Source organism: Stagnimonas sp. FW305-C-60, from assembly GCF_058782965.1.
The window spans coordinates 32607-51221 of the sequence record NZ_JBYSYF010000002.1 but is presented as its reverse complement, the minus strand read 5'-3'; the positions used below and the strand labels follow the sequence as shown (position 1 = coordinate 51221).

Here is an 18615-nt window from a genome sequence, read left to right as displayed (position 1 = left end):
ATTCTCGTGCCTAGGGTTCCTTCTGCAGCTTGGCACCGGTGAGCCCTTCGACGATTAGCGTGGCGCGTGCGCTCTGTGCTTCCGACTCGCTCTTGAAGGGCCCTACCCGCACGCGATTCAGCGTGCTGCCACCAGTTTGAATCCGGCTGACATCGACACTGAAACCGGCACTCTTTGCTCGCTGGGCCAAGGCGCGGGCATTGGCCGCATCGCTGAACGAACCAAGCAGGATGTACCAGCGATTTTTCTTCTTTGCCGACTCGCTCGTCGAGGCAGTCGATTTTTCCTTTTCCTTCGGCGTGACCGCCGGTGGCTTGGCGGGTTTCGGCGGCGCGAGCTTGGGCACGGGTGCGCTGGTCGTAGGCTTGCTGATCGGCGCGGGGGCTACCGCAGCTGGTGACGCGGGTTCTGTCGGCGCGTCTTCTGCAACGGCCTCTTCTGGCTCCGGTGCGGCCAGTATCGTGGCGGTATCGGTAGCGGGCAGTTCACTGCCGCCCAAGGGCACCACGACGGTTTGAAGCTTGCTCTCGTCTGCCGTCGGACCGCCGAGGCCACGCAGCAGCACGCTCAGACCAAACACCACCGCCAGCAATACCAGGAGACCAAGCAGGCGCCGCTTGATGATTTCAGCAGTCGATACTTCGGGTTCGGTCGGGCTGCTCATGATGGGGTTCAGAGTAAGGCTTCGAGTGCGGCAATGGTAAGGAAGGAACCGCAGGCGAGGATCGGCAGCCCCTCCTGCGAATGACTTCGTGCCGCCGCCAGAGTGTTGTCAGCGCTTCCGCAAGCCACGGCGCTGATGCCAACCGTGTTCAAGCGGCGCGTCAGCTCGTTCGCGGACAGTCCACGCGGCGGCGGCAGATCACAGACCCAGGCCTGGGCTATGTGCGGTGCGAGGATTTCGGCAATGCGTTCCACCGGCTTGTCGGCCAACATGCCTACCAGCCAGTGCAGCTTTCGTCCGTGGTACTGGTGATCAAGGTAGGCAGCTAGCACCTCGGCGGCCTCGGCGTTGTGGGCTACATCCAGCAGCAGATCAGCGCGGCGCTCCAAGCGCCCGGCCAGGCGCAAGGCCGGCAAGGCGGCTCGAATGGCCGCGTCGCTGACCGGCAATACCGCTTGTAGGGATTCGATGGCGGCGATGGCGCCGGCGGCGTTGAGCAGCTGGTGTTCACCCGGCAGTCCCGGCAGTGGCAGATCGCGAAGCTCGCGGCCAGCCCCCTGCCAATGCCAACCTGCGCTGCTGTGCTGGGCGCCAAAGTCCTGCCGATCCCAGCGCTGCAAGGGAATCTGCAAATCGGCCGCTGCCTTCAACAGACTCGCCGGCGGCGCGGCGTCCACGCAGACGGCAGGGCGCTGTGCGCGGAAGATACCGGCTTTCTCGGCGCCGATGGATTCCCGATCCGGCCCCAGCCAGTCGCGATGGTCGAGGCCGATGTTGGTGACCAGGGCGAGATCGGCATCAAGGATGTTGACCGCATCCAGGCGCCCACCCAGGCCAACCTCCAGTACCTGCACCTCGACCGCCGCTTCGCGGAACAAGTACAGCGCGGCGAGCGTGCCGAATTCGAAATAGGTCAGCGACTCCCCTGCCCGGGCCGCCTCCACCGCCAGAAAAGCCCGGCACAGCGCCTCATCTCCGGCTGGCGCACCGTTTATCGCTACCCGCTCGTTGTAGCGGTAGAGGTGTGGCGAGGTGTAGGCGCCGACGCGGTAGCCGGCCTGTCGGTAGATCAGCGCCAGCAGCGTGGTGGTCGAGCCTTTGCCATTGGTGCCGCCGATGGTCAGTGTGACCGGCGGTGATCGGCGCAGGCCAAGGCGGTCGGCGACCCTGGCGACCCGGTTCAGCCCCAGCTCGATGGCGGCCGGATGCAGGCGCTCCTGATAGCGCAGCCAATCGTCCAGGGACCAGCTTGCGGTGGCTTCAGGCGGCAAGCGGCGGCTTGAAGTGCGTGAGCATGGACAGCAGCTTGTACAGCCGCTCGCGCATGTCGCGGCGATCGACGATCAGGTCGATGGCGCCCTTGTCCTTGAGGAATTCCGCACGCTGGAAACCTTCCGGCAGCTTCTCGCGCACGGTCTGTTCGATGACGCGCGGGCCGGCAAAACCGATCAGGGCGTTAGGCTCGGCGATGTGCAGATCGCCGAGCATCGCAAAGCTGGCGGAAACGCCGCCCATGGTCGGATGGGTCAGCACCGAGATGAACGGCAGGCCGCGCTCGTGCATCTTCGCCAGCGCCGCGCTGGTCTTGGCCATCTGCATCAGCGAGAACAGCGACTCCTGCATGCGCGCGCCACCGGAGGCGGCGAAGCACACCAGCGGGATGCCGTGATCCAGGCAGGTGTTGACGCCGCGCACGAACTTTTCGCCGACCACCGAACCCATGGAGCCGCCCATGAAGCTGAACTCGAAGGCCGCGGTGACCAGCGGCAGACCCATCAGCTGGCCGCGCATCACGATCAGCGCATCGTTTTCCTGCGAGTCGTCGATCGCTTCACTCAGGCGCTCGGTGTATTTGCGGCTGTCTTTGAAACCCAAGGGATCGACCGACTTGATGCCGGCAGCGATCTCGATGCGCGGCTCCGGGTCGAGGAAGTGGTGCAGGCGCGCGCGGGCGCCAATCGGTCGGTGGGCGCTGCACTTGGGGCAGACTTCCAGGGTGCGTTCCAGCTCGGCGCGATAGAGCACCGACTGGCAGCTCTCGCACTTGGTCCACAGGCCTTCCGGCACGCTCTTGCGGCGGACGCCTTCAGTGAGCAGACGGGAACCGGAAATCTTGTCGAGCCAGCTCATGGGGAAATCTCGTCTAGGGCCTTGCGGATGGCTCCGAGTTTAGCCGTGAGCAGCGCCGGTAGCACCTCCGGCGTGGCGGCGTGCTTTTCGATCTCGGAAACCAGGGCGGACCCCACCACTACCCCGTCCGCGACCCGGCCGACGGCGGCGGCACTGGCGGCGTCGCGAATGCCGAAGCCGACCGCCAGGGGCAGCGCGGTGTACTGCCGGATTTCCGCCAGCTTGTGGGCGACGCCGACGACATCCAAGGTCGCGGCGCCGGTCACGCCCTTAAGCGAGACGTAATAGAGGTAGCCACTGCCAACCGCGGCGACGGCACGGATGCGCGCCGCCGAGCTGGTCGGCGCCAGCAGAAAGATCATGTCCAACCCGGCGGCGCGGAACAGCGGTGCGAATTCCGGGGTTTCCTCCACCGCCAAGTCAACGATCAGCACGCCATCAACGCCGGCATCGCGCGCCTGCTCGGCAAACTTGTCGACGCCGCGATGCATGATCGGATTGAGATACCCCATCAGCACCACCGGCGTGGTCTGGTTGCTGCGGCGGAACTCGCGCACCAACTCCAACAGCTTGGTGACGGTGGTGCCGGCGGCGAGTGCGCGTTCGCAGGCCAGCTGGATGGTGGGACCGTCGGCCATGGGATCGGAAAACGGCATGCCCAACTCGATCACGTCGGCACCGCCCGCCACCAGGGCGTGCATCAGCGCCACCGTATGCGCCGGCGCCGGATCGCCACCGGTGATGAACGGGATCAGCGCCTTGCGGCCCTGGGCCTTGAGGTCGGCGAGTTGTTTCTGCAAACGGCTCATGCGGGATACGGGTGGTGTAGCCGGGCCGCGGGCGGCGGCTCTGGAAACCGGGGGCGGTCAGGTCAGCGAAATACCTTCGCGCTTGGCAATGGTGAAGATGTCCTTGTCACCCCGGCCGGAGAGGTTGATCACGATATGGCGATCACTGCCCAAAGTCGGCGCCAGCTTCTTGGCATGGGCCACGGCGTGGCTGGATTCCAGTGCCGGGATGATGCCCTCGCGGCGGGTCAGTTCGTAGAAGGCCGCCATCGCTTCGGTATCGGTGGCCGAGACGTAGTTGACCCGGCCGATGTCCTTGAGCCAGGCGTGCTCGGGGCCGACGCCGGGGTAGTCGAGCCCAGCGGAAATGCTGTGGGTGCCGATGATCTGGCCGTCCTCGTCAGCCATTACATAGGTGCGGTTGCCGTGAAGGACGCCGGGCTGGCCGGCAGTCAGGGGCGCGGCATGATGGCCGGTGGCAATGCCCTCGCCGCCCGCCTCGACGCCGTACATGGCGACCTCCTCGAACGACAGCAGCGGATGGAACATGCCAATGGCATTGGAGCCGCCACCGACGCAGGCGACCAGGGCATCGGGCAGGCGGCCGATCTGCGCCCGGCTCTGGCCGATCAGCTCGCGGCCGACGATGCTGTTGAAGTCGCGCACCAGCATCGGGTACGGATGAGGGCCGGCGACAGTGCCGATCACGTAGAAGGTGTCGTCGACATTGGTGACCCAGTCGCGCAGCGCTTCGTTGAGGGCGTCCTTGAGCGTGCGGGTGCCGCTGGTCACCGGCACTACTTCGGCGCCCAGGAGCTTCATGCGGTAGACGTTCGGCGACTGGCGCTCGACATCATCGACCCCCATGTAGACCACGCACTTCAGCCCCAGCCGCGCGGCGATGGTCGCGGAGGCCACACCGTGCTGGCCGGCGCCGGTCTCGGCGATGATCCGGGTCTTGCCCAGATGCTTGGCCAGCAGCGCCTGGCCGATGGTGTTGTTGATCTTGTGCGCGCCGGTGTGGTTGAGGTCCTCGCGCTTGAGCCAGATCTGCGCCCCACCCCAGGCCTGGCTCAGGCGCTCGGCGTGATACAGCGGGCTGGGCCGGCCGACGTAATGGGTGTAGTCGCGGTCCAGTTCGGCCAGGAACTCGGGATCGTTTTTAAGCCGCGCATAGGCTTCTTCCAGCTGGCGCAGCGGTTCCATCAGGGTTTCGGCGACAAAGCGCCCGCCATAGGCCCCGAAATGACCGCGGGCATCGGGGAACTGGGCGTAGTCGTAAACCATGTCTTTATCAGGAATCCAGCTGGGCGTCGGCGGCGCGGACCGCCGCGACGAAGGCGCGCATTTTAAGGGCATCCTTGATGCCTTTCGCGGCCTCGATGCCGCTGCTGACATCCACTCCCCAGGGGCGCACCTGCCGTACTGCCTCGGCCACCGTCTCTGGGCGCAAGCCGCCAGCCAGGATCAGCGGCCGCTGGCGCTCTTCCGGCGCCGGTAGCTCCGACCAGGCAAAGCCGGTGCCGGTGCCACCGCCGCCCTGGCGGCCATGGCTGTCGGCGAGCAGTGCCCAGGCGTCAGGATAGTCATGCTCCCAGTCCGCCCAGCGCTGCGGCTCGCCCATCGGCACCGCGCGGATGTAGGGCAGGCCTGCGCCACGCACCAGGCTGGCAGGCTCGTTGCCGTGGAATTGCAGCAGATCCGGGGCCAGCTGCGCGCGCACCGCGGAGATCACCTCGGTCTCGGGGTTCTGCAGCAGCGCGACGGCGAGCGGCCCGGGCGGCAGGGCGCGGCGGATCGCGGTGGCGGCTTCGAGGCTCAGTTGCCGCGGGCTGCCCGGCACCAGCACGAAACCGATCAGATCGACTCCCAGCTCCGCCGCCAGCAAGGCGTCTTCCAGGCGGGTGATGCCACAGAACTTGATGCGGGTTTTGCTGGGAGTACGGCCTCTGCTCATACCACTATTGTCGCCGGAAACCAGGGTTCCGGCGGTGCCGGCAGGCCGAATTCCGGCGCGTATTCGGGGCCTACGAAGTACAGGCCATCGGCCGGCGCGGTCATGCCTGCCAACCGCCGCTGACGCAAGGCCAGCACTTCGGCCAGCCATTCGGGCGGCTGCTTGCCCTGCCCCACCTCGGCCAGCGAGCCGGCGATGTTGCGCACCATGTGGTGCAGAAAGGCGTTGGCGCGAATGTCCATCACCACGAACTCATCGTGGCGCCAGACGTGCACCGCACTGACATTGCGGAACGGCGTCGGTGACTGGCACTCGGAGTCGCGGAAGGCGGAGAAGTCGCGCTCGCCCAGCAGCGCCTGTGCCGCCGCGTGCATCGTTGCCGCGTCGAGCGGACGCGGCCAGAACGTCACCCGCCCCGCCAACAGGGCCGAACGAGCGCGCGAGTTGAGAAACACATAACGGTAGCGTCGTGCCAGCGCCTGATAGCGGGCGTGAAAGCTGTCAGGCACCGGCTGCACCCAGCGCAAGGCGATGTCGTCGGGCAGATGGACATTGCCGCCCAGCAACCAGGCCAGCGGCGTGCGCGGTGCCGGGCTGTCGAAGTGCACCACCTGCCCCAGACCGTGCACGCCGGCATCGGTGCGGCCGGCGGCGAAGACCTGCACCGGATGGTCGGCGATGGTCGACAGGGCCTGTTCCAGCTCGCCCTGCACGCTGCGGATATGCGACAGCCGCTGCCAGCCGGCGTAGGCGCCACCCTGGTATTCAACGCGTGCGGCCCAACGCGGCATCGGACTTAAAGTGCTAGTGCTTGCGTGGCGAAGGCCGGCCGACCTTGTAAGGGCTGGCCGGCGCGGGGACCCTAGGCCGGCAGGCGTTCCAGCAGATTGCTGGCCTCGCTCTTCTGCACGGCGCTGCCCTGTTGCTGGACTTCCTGCAGCAGGCCGCGTGCCATCTCGTTGTCGCCCATCTCGACATAGGCGCGAGCGAGATCGAGCTTGGTATTGAACTCATCCTCGACCGAGCCGGCATCCATTTCGCGCGGCGTCAGGCTGATCTCGAAATCGGCGAGATCCAGCTCCGGCTCCGGCGTTGCCCGGGAGGCGGGCGCCAGCGAGGACTGCGGCGCATCGCCGGAGAGCGACAGCTGCAAGTCCAAGCCCGGCAGCTCGTCGACCACACCCGGCGCCTTGACCTTGGCGTGGGCGGGTGAGGAGTTCATCGAACTGTCGAGGTCGAACTCCAGCAGATTGCTGTCCAGCGCCGGCGGCGGCGAGGCACTGGCGGCACCCAGCGGGGTGATGCTCTGGCCCAGCATGAAGTCAATGGAATCCGGATCTTCCTCGGGGATGTCCTTGACGTCGCCGACCAGCGCCGGGTCCAGCTCCAGCTTGAATTCCACCGGGCTGGGAGTCACCGGCGGCACCTCAGCCAGCGGCGGAATCGCCACGTCCGGCAGCTCCAGTGGCGCCAGATCCAGCGACGGCGACTCGATCGCGACCGGCGGCGGCAGCGGCGAAGGCGGCGGCGAGATCGCGGCGGGAATCGACTGGATGGGTTCCGGCGGCAGCGACAGGTCCGGCTCGTCAAAGCCCAGGTCGAAGTCGGCCGCCAGTTCGGCGCCGGCATCGGACTTGAACAAGGCCACGCCCGGGCACAGCTGCGAGCCCATGATCGCGATCTTGCCCCACTCCGCCGGGCTCAGCCGCGGCTTGAGTTCTTCGGCCAGCAGCTGGAATTCCAGCGGCTTGCCGGCGGCGAAATAGGTTTCCGCCAGCTTCACCCGCACATCGTCGCGGTCCGGCGTCTTGCCCAGCGCCTGCTTGAGCAGCAGGATCGCCTCGTCGTAGAGCCCGTAGGCGAGATGGAAATCGGCCTCGGAAATCGGGTCGTTGGCATCCAGATTGATGTGCAGGGTTTCCGCCTGCAGCTGGGTGGTCATGTCGAAGTCGGTCTTCTTCTGACCAACCTGGGTTTGCGGCACCGCGTTGTGCAGCGTCGCCGCCATTTCCGGCTGGATCACCAGCGTCGACTCGAACGCCGAGGGCTTGGTGCCCTCGTTGCCGCTGTCGAAGCTCTGGGTGATTGCCTGCGTCTGCTCCATGTTCGGCGCCGGCGCGCCGCGAGTGGCGTCGACCTGGGTGTCTCCGAGCTTGCTGCCAGCCGCCGCCGTTGCGGCCACCGCAGCAGCGGCGGTAGCGGCGCGCGGGCTTTCGGGGGCGCTGGGCGTAGCCTTTTTGCCGCCACGACGGGCGGTCAGCGCGCGGGAGCCGACCATGCCGATCAGGATCAGGGCCAGCAGACCGCCCAGCGGCAGCGCCCAGGCGGACAGCAGTTCGAGGATGCCGCCCTCTTCTTCCTCGGCCGGCAGCGGTTGCGCCAGGGCCGGCGTGCTAGGCGGCGGCGGGGGCGGCTCGACGACCGGCTCCGCGGTCGGCGCCGTAGCGGGCGTCTCCGCCGTGGGCGCAGCCGAAGCAGAGGTCTCGGGTTTGATGGCCGCGGCAGCAGTCGTCGCCGCCGCCGTAGTCAGGCTGGGCTCGACGGCGGGCGCGGCCGGCTTTACCTCCGGCGTCGCTTCGATCCTGGCGGCCGGAGCGGGCGTGGCGGCGGATGCTGGCGGCGGCGCTGAGGGCAAGGTCTTTGCCGCTTCCGGCTTGACCGCCGAGGGGAAGGCCTCGGCCACCGACTTCACCAGGGGCTTGGTCGGTGCGGCGCTCGCCGCGGCCGGCGGTGGTTCGCTGGGTTTGATTGCCGGCGGCGCTGCCACCGGAGCGGCCGGTTTGCTGATCGCAGGCTCGGCCTTGACCTCAGGCTTGACCTCGGCCTTGCTGGGAGCGGCCTGCGGCTTCGCTGGCGGGCTGGGCTTGCTGACGACCGGTGCGGCGGCGGCTTTCTCCGGCTTCTCAGCCTTGGGCAGACCGCCAGCCGGCTTGCGTAGCGCGGCGAGACCGGCCTTGGCTTCGGCCGGCGTGTACGCCGCCATCGCCGGCAGCAGGGGAACGTTGAGTAGCGCGCCCTTGTTGACCGTGGTGCCACGCTGAATGGTCTTGGGATTGGCCAGGGCCAGGGCGTACATCACCTGGTCCATGCTCACCGAGGCGTCGGGGCGCAGGCGGCTGGCGATGCTCCACAGGGTTTCCTGGGCCTGCACCGGCCCATAGCTTGGGCCACTGATGGCCGGCGCGGCGGCGGCACTGGCGGCCTCCGGCTTGCGTACCGGCGCGGCGGCCGGCTTGGCGGCGGGACGAGGGGCCACCTCGGTGCTGGTTTCGTAGAACTCGGTTTCCGTCTTTGCCGGCGGCGGCGCGGGCTTGGGCGCTGCCAGCGGCGGCGGAGCGGCGGCAGGTGCGACCACCGCCGCCGGTGCCAGCAGCGGCGGCGGAACAGCGGGCTTGGCTTCCTTGACCGGCTTGCTAACCACTGGCAACGCCAGCTGTGGCGGGTCCAGCAGCACGGTGTATTCGCGCATCAGCTTGCCGCCCGACCAGCGCGCCTGCACCAGCAGGTTCATCACCGGCTCGTGGGCGATCTGCGAACTGGTGATCACTACGCGCGGACGTCCCTGGTCGTTCTTGATCACGAACTCCAGGCTCGACAGATAGTCGGAGCGCTCCAGCCCGGCGCGATCAAAGGCCTCGGCGGGGGCCAGACTCAGGCTCAGGGTTTCGAGGTCCTCGGCGTCGATCTCGTAGAGTGGGATCACGGCGGAGAAGCGCTGATTCAACAGCGAATCAACATTGATTTCGCCCAGACCCAGGGCCTGCGCCGCGGTCGTGTGGACGAGCACGGCCGTAGCCGCTGCCGCAGCCAGACCCCGAACCCGCGCGAATGTGCGTCGCATAACCGCTCCCTAAACCCCGCCAAGACCACATATCCGGCGCCGGGCAATGTGAGAGTAATGCATGAAAATCCGGCGCTAAGCTGTTTTATAACCTATTGTTCTCGCGCCAATCAACGACGCCGGAAGCGCTCTTTCCCGGCGCGGCTGGCACCTCCGGACCAGGGCCGGCCGATCTACAGCAGATTCCGCTCGACCAGCGCCTCGGCGATCTGCACCGCGTTGAGGGCCGCGCCCTTGCGCAGATTGTCGGTCACCAGCCAGAAACTGAAGCCGTTCGCCGGTGGCAGGTCGCGGCGCAAACGGCCGATGAAGACCGCGTCCTCGCCCGAGGCCTGGCCGATCTGGGTGGGATATTCCACTCCCTCGGACAGGCATAGTCCGGGCGCCGACTCCAGCAGGCGACGCGCCGCGTCGAGTTCCAGCGGCCGCTCGGTCTGAATATGCACGGCTGCGGCATGGCCGTAGAACACTGGCACCTGCACGGCGGTGACGCCGATCGCCAGCTCCGGCGCGTTCAGCAGCTGGCGGGTTTCCCGCACCAGATCCAGCTCTTCCTGACTATGCCCCTCGGCATCGAGCCGGCCGATCACCGGCAGGCAGTTGAAGGCGATCTGCTGGCCGAACACCCGGTGGCTGACCGGCTGGAAAGTCAGCAGCTGGCGGGTCTGCTGGGCCAGTTCCTCCACCGCCTCCCGGCCCAGGGCCGACACCGCCTGGTAGCTGGACAGCTGCACCGACTTCAAGCCGGCGGCGCGGTGCAAGGGCGCCAGGGCCAGCGCCAGGGCGATGCTCAAAGCACCTGGCGCCGACAGCCGGCGGTCACGGCCATAGTCGGACAGCAGTTCGGAATTGATCTCCGGCACCAGCAGCGGCACCTCCGGCGCGTTGCGCAAGGCACCGGCGGCATCAATCAGGCAGCAGCCGGCGGCGCTGATGCGCGCCAGCAGCGCGGCGTCCAGGTCGGCACCGTAGGCGAGAAACACCAGTTGCACGGCGTGGTAGTCGCAGCTGTCGGCCGGGCTTAGGTCCCATTCCTCGCCGCCGGCCTGCACCACCGCGCCCTGCGTCGGCGCCAGGGCGAGGGCGAGAATCTCCGCGCTGGGAAAGCGGCGGTCAATCAAGAGATCCAGCAGAACCTCGCCGACGGCGGTGTCGGCACCGAGTACGGCGACCCGGTAGCGGGCGCTCATGCCCGCTCGACGAGGATGCGCAACATGCGCCGCAGCGGCTCGGCCGCACCCCACAGCAGCTGGTCGCCACAGGTGAAGGCGCCCAGGTACTGCGGGCCCATATTGAGCTTGCGCAGACGACCGACCGGCACCTGCAGCTTGCCGCCGACGGCGGCCGGGGTCAGCTCGCGCACCGAGATTTCCTTCTCGTTGGGGATCAGCCGCACCCAGTCGTTGGCGCCGCGGATCAGGTGCTCCAGGTCGGCGAGCGGTACGTCCTTGTTGAGCTTGATGGTGAGCGCCTGCGAGTGGCAGCGCATGGCGCCGATGCGCACACAGATACCATCAACCGGGATCGGCTGCGCGGAGCGGCCGAGGATCTTGTTGGTTTCGGCCTGCCCCTTCCACTCTTCCTTGGACTGCCCGCTGTCGAGCTGCTTGTCGATCCAGGGGATCAGGCTGCCGGCCAGCGGCACGCCGAAGTTCTGGGTCGGGAAGTCGGCGCTGCGCAGGGTGGCGGCGACCTTGGCGTCGATGTCGAGGATGGCGCTGGCCGGGTCGGCCAGCTCGGGGGCGACCGCCGCGTGCACCCGTCCCATCTGCGCGATCAGCTCGCGCATGTTCTGCGCCCCGGCGCCGGAGGCGGCCTGGTAGGTCATCGCGCTCAGCCACTCGACCAGGCCCTCGCGGAACAGGCCGCCGAGCGCCATCAGCATCAGGCTGACCGTGCAGTTGCCGCCGATGTAGTCCTTGGTGCCGGCGTCGAGCGCGCGGTCGATCACCTCGCGGTTGACCGGGTCGAGGATGATCACCGCGTGGTCCTGCATGCGCAGGGTCGAGGCGGCGTCGATCCAGTAGCCCTTCCAGCCGGCCGCGCGCAGCGGGCCGTAGACGGCGCTGGTGTAGTCGCCGCCCTGGCAGGAGACGATCACGTCCAGCGCGGCCAGCGCCTTGAGGTCATTGGCGTCCTGCAGCGCCGGCGAGGCCTTGCCGATGGCGGGCGCCTGGCCGCCGACATTGCTGGTGGTGAAGAACTGCGGCTCGATGAGCGCGAAGTCGCGCTCTTCCTGCATGCGCTGCATCAGCACGGAACCGACCATGCCGCGCCAACCGACGAATCCGACTCTCAACATCGTTCTGCTTCCTGAATGGTTTGCTTAGAGGCGCTCGATGACCGCGTCGCCCATGGCCTTGGTGCCGACCTTGGCCTCGCCCGGGGCGGCGATGTCGCCGGTGCGCAGGCCCGAGGCCAGCACCTGCTGCACCGCCTGCTCGAGCTTGTCGGCGAGATCGCCACGCTTGAGCGAATAGCGCAGCAGCATGGCCAGCGAGAGGATGGTCGCCAGCGGATTGGCGATGCCCTTGCCGGCGATATCCGGCGCGCTGCCGTGGATGGGTTCGTAGAGCCCCTGCCCCTGCGCATTCATCGAGGCCGAGGGCAGCATGCCGATGGAGCCGGTGAGCTGGGCGGCGATGTCGCTCAAGATGTCGCCGAAGATGTTGTTGGTGACGATCACGTCGAACTGCTTGGGCGCGCGCACCAGCTGCATGGCGGCGTTGTCGACGTAGAGGTGGGAAACCTCGACATCGGGATAGTCCTTGGCCACCTCCAGCACCACCTCGCGCCAGAGCTGGCTGGACTCCAGCACATTGGCCTTGTCCACCGAGCAGAGCTTCTTGCCGCGCAGGCGCGCGGCCTCGAAGGCGGTGCGGACGATGCGCTCGATCTCGAAGTCGGAATAGGCCTCGGTATCGCTGGCGACGCGCGCCTTGGCGACGGTGTGGCTGCCCACCGAATAGTTCTCGAACACGGCGCTGCTGCGCTTGCCGAAGTAGATGCCGCCGGTCAGCTCGCGGACGATCAGGATGTCCAGACCGGCTACCAGTTCGGGCTTCAGCGAGGACGCGCCGGCCAGCTCCTTGTAGAGCAGCGCCGGACGCAGGTTGGCGTAGAGGCCGAGCGCGGCACGGATGCCGAGCAGGCCGCGTTCCGGCCGCTTGTCCTTGGGCAGGGTGTCGTACTTGGGGCCGCCGACGGCACCGAGCAGGATGGCATCGGCGCCGCGTGCCTGCTCCAAGGTAACGGCCGGCAACGGCTCGCCGTGGGCGTCGTAACCGGCGCCGCCGATCAGACCGTACTCCCAGCTCACGTCGAGACCGTGGCGGTCACGCAGGGCGGCGAGCACCTTCTCGGCTTCAGCGACCACTTCGGGGCCGAGGCCGTCACCGGGGAGCAGCAGAATCTTGGCAGTCATTGCGTAAGCTCTATGGCTTGTCGAGGGGATAGAGGCTGAGCGTGCCGGCGCTCAGGTTGGGAACCAGCAGGCCCTTGCCGGGCAGGATGGCGAGGTCGGCGATGCCCTGTTCCAGCGGCAGCCAGAGGCGCACCTCGCCGTCGGCCGCAACGTGAAAGAGATTGCCGAGTGCGAAATCGCTGACGTAGTAGCCGCCCTTGCCGTCGGCGGCCAGGCCGTCGAGGTTGCCGAACGGGATCGGCGCGAAGCGCGGCTGGATGGCGCGGCTACCGAGGTCGACGGCCTGCAGCCAGCTCTGCTCGGCCGGCGTCTCGCCCTGCGCTTCCCGGCCCCAGCTCGCCACCACCAGCTGGCCCTTGTCGAGCGCCAGGCCGTGCGGGGTCTGCAGGGCGGCGTCCTTGACGATCTGGCTGAAGCTATCGCCGGACAGCCGCCAGATGGCATTGCCCTGGGCGTCGGAGACGTAGACCACGCCGTTGCCGGCCACCGCGACATCGGTCAGCGAGCGCGTTCCGCTGGCCTTGAAGCGGCGCTTGACCCGGCCATTGCCGGTGTCGATTTCCAGCAACTCGTCGAGATCGGCGACGTAGAGCAGGCCGTAGTAATAGCCCAGGCCCTTGGGCGCGTTGAGGCCGCCCAGCCAGCGCTTCTTCAGCAGCCGGCCTTCCGGCGACACCTGGCTGAGATAGCCCTTGCCGTCCTTGGCCAGCAGCTCGCCATCGACGTTGGCGACGTAGATCAGCTTCTGCTGGCTGGCATAGACCGCCGACTGCGGCTGGTCGAAGCCATTGAGCGTCCAGCTGGCGGTCGGCGCCGCCTGCGCGGTGGAAACCAGCAGCAGGGCGGCGAGCAGGGCGGAGAGGCGCATGAGGAGGTCCTGGACGGGGAACTTAGGAGAACAGCCAGGGCGCCGACTTGGCGCGCTGCGCCTCGTAGACCCGGATGGCGTCCGCATGTTCCAGGGTCAGGCCGATCTCGTCGAGACCGCGCAGCAGGCAGTCCTTGCGGAAGGGGTCGATGCTGAAAGCCGCTTCGGCGCGGTTCCACTGCACCTTCTGGGCGGCGAGGTCGATGGTCACTTCCAGCTTGGGGTCGGCCGCAACCGCCTGGAATAGCGCCTCGACAGTGTCAGCCGGCAGCTGCACCGGCAGCACGCCGTTCTTGAAGCAGTTGTTGAAGAAGATGTCGGCGAAGCTGGGGGCGATCACGCAGCGGAAGCCGTAGTCGGCCAGCGCCCAGACCGCGTGCTCGCGCGAGGAGCCGCAGCCAAAGTTCTCGCGCGCCAGCAGCACCTTGGCACCCTGGTACTGCGGCCGGTTTAGCACGAACTCCGGGTTGGGCCGACGGCTGCTGACCGGAATCGCCAGGTCGCCGGCGTCCAGGTAGCGCCAGTCATCGAACAGGTACTGGCCGAAGCCGGACTTGTAGATCGACTTCAGGTACTGCTTGGGGATGATCGCGTCGGTATCGACATTGGCGCGGTCCAGCGGCAGCGCCGGGCTGGTGAGGACGGTGAAAGCTTCCATGTCGGACTCCTATTGAAAGGTACGCACGTCGACGAAATGGCCGGCGATGCCCGCCGCCGCCGCCATCGCCGGGCTGACCAGATGGGTGCGCGAACCGGCGCCCTGGCGGCCCTCGAAGTTGCGGTTGCTGGTCGAGGCGCAGCGCTCGCCGGGGGCCAGACGGTCGTCGTTCATCCCTAAGCACATCGAGCAGCCGGCCTCGCGCCACTCGAAACCGGCGGCCTTGAAGATCGCATCCAGGCCTTCCTGTTCGGCCTGCTTCTTCACCAGGCCGGAGCCCGGCACCACCAGCGCCAGCTTGACGTTGGCGGCCTTGGACTTGCCGCGCACCACGCTGGCCGCGGCGCGCAGATCCTCGATGCGGCCATTGGTGCAGCTGCCGATGAACACCTTGTCGATGGCGATCTCGCTGATCGGCGTGCCGGCCTTGAGATTCATATAGGCCAGGGCCTTCTCCATGCCGCCACGCTTGACGGCATCGGCCTCCTGCGCCGGGTCAGGCACGCGGCCGTCGACCGCCACCACCATCTCCGGGCTGGTGCCCCAGGTGACCTGCGGCTGGATGGCGCTGGCGTCCAGCTCGACCACGCGGTCGAACTTCGCGCCGGCATCGGAATGCAGGGTTCGCCACCAGGCCACCGCCTGTTCCCAGTGCTCGGCCTTGGGCGCCAGCGGGCGGCCCCGGACGTAGTTGATGGTGGTGTCGTCCACCGCGATCAGTCCGGCGCGGGCGCCGGCTTCGATGGCCATGTTGCAGACGGTCATGCGGCCTTCCATCGACAGCGCCATGATCGCTTCGCCGGCGAACTCGATGATGTAGCCGGTGCCGCCGGCGGTGCCGATGCGGCCGATGATCGCCAGCACGATGTCCTTGGCGGTGACGCCAGGGCCGACCTGGCCGTTGACGCGGATCAGCAGCGACTTGCTCTGCTTCTGCACCAGGCACTGGGTGGCCAGCACATGCTCGACCTCGCTGGTGCCGATGCCGAAGGCCAGGGCGCCGAACGCTCCGTGCGTGGCGGTGTGGCTGTCGCCGCAGACCACGGTCATGCCCGGCAGGGTCGCGCCCTGCTCGGGGCCGACCACGTGGACGATGCCCTGGCGCAGGTCGGCCAGCGGGATGTAGGGCACGTCGAACTGCTTGACGTTGCGGTCCAGCGCATCGACCTGCTCGCGCGAGATCGGGTCGGCGATGCCGGCGGCGCGGTCGGTGGTCGGCACGTTGTGGTCGGGCACCGCCAGATTGGCCAGGCGCTTCCAGGGCTTGCGGCCGGCGTCGCGCAGGCCCTCGAAGGCCTGCGGGCTGGTCACTTCGTGCACCAGATGGCGGTCGATGTAGAGCAGTGCGGTGCCGTCCGGCTCGGAGCGCACCACATGGGCGTTCCACAGCTTGTCGTACAGGGTCTGGGGCTGGCTGGCGGACATGACGGACCTCGTAGGGAGTATCGAACGCCGCGCATCCTATGCGCCGCACTCGCATAACGCCAATGAATCGTTGTCATGAAGTTGATGCCGCTAAGGCATAATCAATGGCATGGATACCCAAGCTCTGGCCGCCTTTCTGGAAGTCGCCGACACCGCCTCCTTTTCCAAGGCGGCGGAGCGGCTGTTTCTCTCCCAGCCGGCGGTCAGCAAGCGCATCGCCACGCTGGAGGCGCAGCTCGGCCGCAGCCTGTTCGACCGCGTCGGCCGGCAGGTGACGCTGACCGATGCCGGCCGCGCCCTGCTGCCCTATGCGCGGCGGGCGCTGGCCGACATCGAGGACGGCCGTCGGGCGCTCTCGCAGCTGTCGGAAAAGGTCGAGGGCCGGTTGTCGATCGGCACCAGCCACCACATCGGCCTGCACCGCCTGCCGCCGGTACTGCGCGCCTACACGCTGGCCTATCCGGACGTCGATCTCGACATCCAGTTCATGGACTCCGAGGTGGCCTGCGAGGCGGTGCTGGCCGGCAAGCTGGAACTGGGCATTGTCACCCTGCCCACCCAGCCGCTGGCGCATCTGCAATCGCGCCTGGTCTGGCCCGACCCGCTGTCGGTGGTGGTGGCGCCGGCGCATCCGCTGGCGGGGCTCAAGAAGCCGGAGCTGGCCGACCTCGCCGAACATCCGGCGGTGCTGCCTGACGAGGCCACCTACACCCACCGCATCGTCACCGCCGCGCTCACCCGCCACGGCCTGACGCCGCGCATCCGGCTGGCCACCAACTACCTGGAAACCCTGAAGATGCTGGTGATGATCGGCCTGGGCTGGAGCGTGCTGCCGCGCTCGATGCTGGATCAGGACCTGATCGCCCTGCCGATCCGCGAACTGGCACTGGAACGCGAGCTGGGCGTGGTCTGGCACGAGAAGCGCACCCTGTCCGCCGCCGCCACCGCCCTGCTCGACCAGCTTCCTTCACCCTGATGGACTACGACGTCCTCATCCTCGGCGCCGGGGCCGCCGGCCTGTACTGCGCCTTCAGTGCCGGCCAACGCGGCCTGCGGGTGCTGGTGCTGGAGAGCGCCAACAAGCCCGGCAAGAAGATCCTGATGTCCGGTGGCGGGCGCTGCAATTTCACCAATCTCGACGTCGGCTCGGGCAACTACCTCTCGGCCAACCCGCACTTCTGCAAGTCCGCCCTCGCCCGCTACCGGCCCGAGCACTTCATCGCCCTGGTCGAGCGCCACGGCATCGCCTATCACGAGAAGGAACTGGGCCAGCTGTTCTGCGACGACTCCAGCAAGCAGATCCTGCAGATGCTGCTGGACGAATGCGCGGCGGCCGGTGTGCGCATTGTTACCACCGCCGCCGCCGAGTCGGTGCGCGCCATCGACGGCGGCTATCGCGTAGAGACCGCGCAGGGCGGCTACACCGCCCACAAGCTGGTGGTCGCCACCGGCGGCCTGTCGATCCCCACGCTGGGCGGCAGCGACTTCGGCTATCGCCTGGCGCGGCAGTTTGGCCATACGGTACTGCCCACGCGCGCCGGCCTGGTGCCGCTGACGCTCTCGGGCAAGCCACTGGAGCAGTGGAGCGATCTATCCGGCCTGGCGCTGCCGGTGGAGGCCAGCGCCGGCAAGGCTAGCTTCCGCAACCAGTTGCTGATCACCCACCGAGGCCTGTCCGGCCCGGCGATCTTGCAGATCTCCAACTACTGGCAGCCGGGCGGGCCGCTGCGCATCGACCTGTTCCCGCAGGGCGAGGCCGAGCACTGGCTGGCCGAGCAGCAGCAGTCGCGACCGGCCACCGAACTGCGCACGGTACTGGCCGACGCCCTGCCCAAGCGCTTCGCCCAGCGCTTTGTCGAGCTGTATGCGCCGGCCAACAAGCTGATGCGCCAGCTGATCCCGGCCGAGCGCAAGGCCATCGCCGCCGCCCTGCACGCCTGGCCGATCACGCCCAACGGCAGCGAGGGCTACCGCACCGCCGAAGTCACCCTGGGCGGGGTCGATACCCGCGAGCTGTCGTCCACCAGCTTCGAGTCCAAGCTCGCGCCGGGCCTGCACTTCATCGGCGAGGTGGTGGATGTCACCGGCTGGCTGGGCGGCTACAACTTTCACTGGGCCTGGGCTTCGGCGCATGCCTGCGCCACCGCGCTCTGAGACAATCCGACGATGCGACTCAATAAGTTCTTAAGCGAAAAAGGCCTCTGCTCGCGACGCGAGGCCGACTACTGGATCGAGTCCGGCCGGGTGTCGATCAACGGCAAGCCCGCCGGTCTGGGCACGCCGGTCGAAGAGGGCGACGAAGTCGCGGTCGACGGCAAGCCGGTGGGCCGGCGCCAGACCGCGCACGTCTACATCGCCTTCAACAAGCCGGTGGGGGTGACCTGCACCACCGAGGCGCGGGTGCGCGACAACATCATCGACTTCATCGGCCACGAGCAGCGCATCTTCCCCATCGGCCGCCTCGACAAGGACAGCGAGGGCCTGATCCTGCTGACCAGTGACGGCGACATCGTCAACCGTCTGCTGCGCGAGGAGCACGAGCACGAGAAGGAGTACGTGGTCACCGTCGACCGGCCGGTAAGCGAGAGCTTTCTCGCCGGCCTGCGTCGCGGCGTGCGGCTGGCGGAACTGGCCACCACCACCAAGCCCTGCGAGGCCTGGCGGGTGGATCAGTACAGCTTCCGCATCGTGCTCACCCAGGGCCTCAACCGCCAGATCCGCCGCATGTGCGAGCACTTCGGCTACGAGGTGCGGCAGTTGCGGCGCGAGCGCTTCGTCAACATCCAGCTCGGCAAACTGGAGCTTGGCTACTGGCGCAACCTCGATGCCGCCGAGCTGAGACAGCTGCTGGCCTGAGCGA

17 protein-coding genes are annotated in these 18615 nt (G+C 67.8%); 3 read left to right on the top strand and 14 right to left on the bottom strand.

The features are described 5' to 3' along the window. Nucleotides 1-10 precede the first annotated feature (10 nt). The 14 genes from AC3WT6_RS07135 to leuC all read right to left on the bottom strand — a co-directional run bounded on the left by AC3WT6_RS07135 (nucleotide 11) and on the right by leuC (nucleotide 15755). On the bottom strand, nucleotides 11-664 hold the full coding sequence (locus AC3WT6_RS07135) for an SPOR domain-containing protein (RefSeq protein ID WP_492652897.1): 654 nt from the start codon (nucleotides 662-664) through the stop codon (nucleotides 11-13). Nucleotides 665-672: 8 nt separating this feature from the next. Next, nucleotides 673-1935 (bottom strand): bifunctional tetrahydrofolate synthase/dihydrofolate synthase, encoded by a 1263-nt coding sequence (folC, locus tag AC3WT6_RS07130; protein ID WP_492652896.1) that lies wholly within the window; start codon nucleotides 1933-1935, stop codon nucleotides 673-675. Then, nucleotides 1925-2794, bottom strand: a complete 870-nt coding sequence (accD, locus tag AC3WT6_RS07125) for an acetyl-CoA carboxylase, carboxyltransferase subunit beta (protein ID WP_492652895.1) — start codon at nucleotides 2792-2794, stop codon at nucleotides 1925-1927. The genes folC and accD overlap by 11 nt, the downstream gene beginning before the upstream one ends. Next, nucleotides 2791-3603 (bottom strand): tryptophan synthase subunit alpha, encoded by an 813-nt coding sequence (gene trpA / locus AC3WT6_RS07120; protein ID WP_492652894.1) that lies wholly within the window; start codon nucleotides 3601-3603, stop codon nucleotides 2791-2793. Before trpA ends, accD begins: the two co-directional genes overlap by 4 nt. Before the next feature lie 57 nt (nucleotides 3604-3660). Next, nucleotides 3661-4869 (bottom strand): tryptophan synthase subunit beta, encoded by a 1209-nt coding sequence (gene trpB, locus AC3WT6_RS07115; RefSeq protein ID WP_492652893.1) that lies wholly within the window; start codon nucleotides 4867-4869, stop codon nucleotides 3661-3663. A gap of 7 nt (nucleotides 4870-4876) precedes the next feature. Then, entirely contained in the window at nucleotides 4877-5539 is a 663-nt protein-coding gene (locus AC3WT6_RS07110) for a phosphoribosylanthranilate isomerase (RefSeq protein ID WP_492652892.1), read from the bottom strand. Then, entirely contained in the window at nucleotides 5536-6330 is a 795-nt protein-coding gene (truA, locus tag AC3WT6_RS07105) for a tRNA pseudouridine(38-40) synthase TruA (protein ID WP_492652891.1), read from the bottom strand. Before truA ends, AC3WT6_RS07110 begins: the two co-directional genes overlap by 4 nt. A 71-nt stretch (nucleotides 6331-6401) precedes the next feature. Next, complete coding sequence (locus AC3WT6_RS07100) at nucleotides 6402-9326, bottom strand: FimV/HubP family polar landmark protein (RefSeq protein WP_492652890.1); 2925 nt, start codon at nucleotides 9324-9326, stop codon at nucleotides 6402-6404. Between the two features lie 227 nt (nucleotides 9327-9553). Continuing rightward, nucleotides 9554-10570: an aspartate-semialdehyde dehydrogenase gene (locus AC3WT6_RS07095; RefSeq protein ID WP_492652889.1), complete on the bottom strand. Its 1017-nt coding sequence runs from the start codon at nucleotides 10568-10570 to the stop codon at nucleotides 9554-9556. Next, nucleotides 10567-11682, bottom strand: coding sequence for an aspartate-semialdehyde dehydrogenase (gene asd / locus AC3WT6_RS07090; RefSeq protein WP_492652888.1), 1116 nt, complete (start codon nucleotides 11680-11682; stop codon nucleotides 10567-10569). Before asd ends, AC3WT6_RS07095 begins: the two co-directional genes overlap by 4 nt. 24 nt (nucleotides 11683-11706) lie before the next feature. Then, nucleotides 11707-12804, bottom strand: coding sequence for a 3-isopropylmalate dehydrogenase (leuB, locus tag AC3WT6_RS07085; protein ID WP_492652887.1), 1098 nt, complete (start codon nucleotides 12802-12804; stop codon nucleotides 11707-11709). A gap of 10 nt (nucleotides 12805-12814) precedes the next feature. Beyond that, the gene (locus tag AC3WT6_RS07080) at nucleotides 12815-13672 is read right to left on the bottom strand and encodes a hypothetical protein (protein WP_492652886.1); all 858 of its coding nucleotides are present in this window, start codon (nucleotides 13670-13672) and stop codon (nucleotides 12815-12817) included. Between the two features lie 22 nt (nucleotides 13673-13694). Beyond that, on the bottom strand, nucleotides 13695-14330 hold the full coding sequence (gene leuD, locus AC3WT6_RS07075; RefSeq protein ID WP_492652885.1) for a 3-isopropylmalate dehydratase small subunit: 636 nt from the start codon (nucleotides 14328-14330) through the stop codon (nucleotides 13695-13697). Between the two features lie 9 nt (nucleotides 14331-14339). Further along, nucleotides 14340-15755 carry a 3-isopropylmalate dehydratase large subunit gene (leuC, locus tag AC3WT6_RS07070; protein WP_492652884.1) on the bottom strand — a complete coding sequence of 472 codons (1416 nt, stop codon included), beginning with the start codon at nucleotides 15753-15755 and terminating at the stop codon, nucleotides 14340-14342. 109 nt (nucleotides 15756-15864) lie between these two features. Between leuC and AC3WT6_RS07065 the strand changes: the two genes are divergently transcribed. From AC3WT6_RS07065 to AC3WT6_RS07055, 3 genes are read left to right on the top strand one after another with little or no spacing between them, the layout of a single operon-like run. Further along, nucleotides 15865-16731 carry a LysR family transcriptional regulator gene (locus AC3WT6_RS07065; protein WP_492652883.1) on the top strand — a complete coding sequence of 289 codons (867 nt, stop codon included), beginning with the start codon at nucleotides 15865-15867 and terminating at the stop codon, nucleotides 16729-16731. Continuing rightward, entirely contained in the window at nucleotides 16731-17909 is a 1179-nt protein-coding gene (locus tag AC3WT6_RS07060; protein ID WP_492652882.1) for a BaiN/RdsA family NAD(P)/FAD-dependent oxidoreductase, read from the top strand. The genes AC3WT6_RS07065 and AC3WT6_RS07060 overlap by 1 nt, the downstream gene beginning before the upstream one ends. A 12-nt stretch (nucleotides 17910-17921) precedes the next feature. Further along, entirely contained in the window at nucleotides 17922-18611 is a 690-nt protein-coding gene (locus AC3WT6_RS07055) for a pseudouridine synthase (RefSeq protein ID WP_492652881.1), read from the top strand. Nucleotides 18612-18615 lie beyond the last annotated feature (4 nt).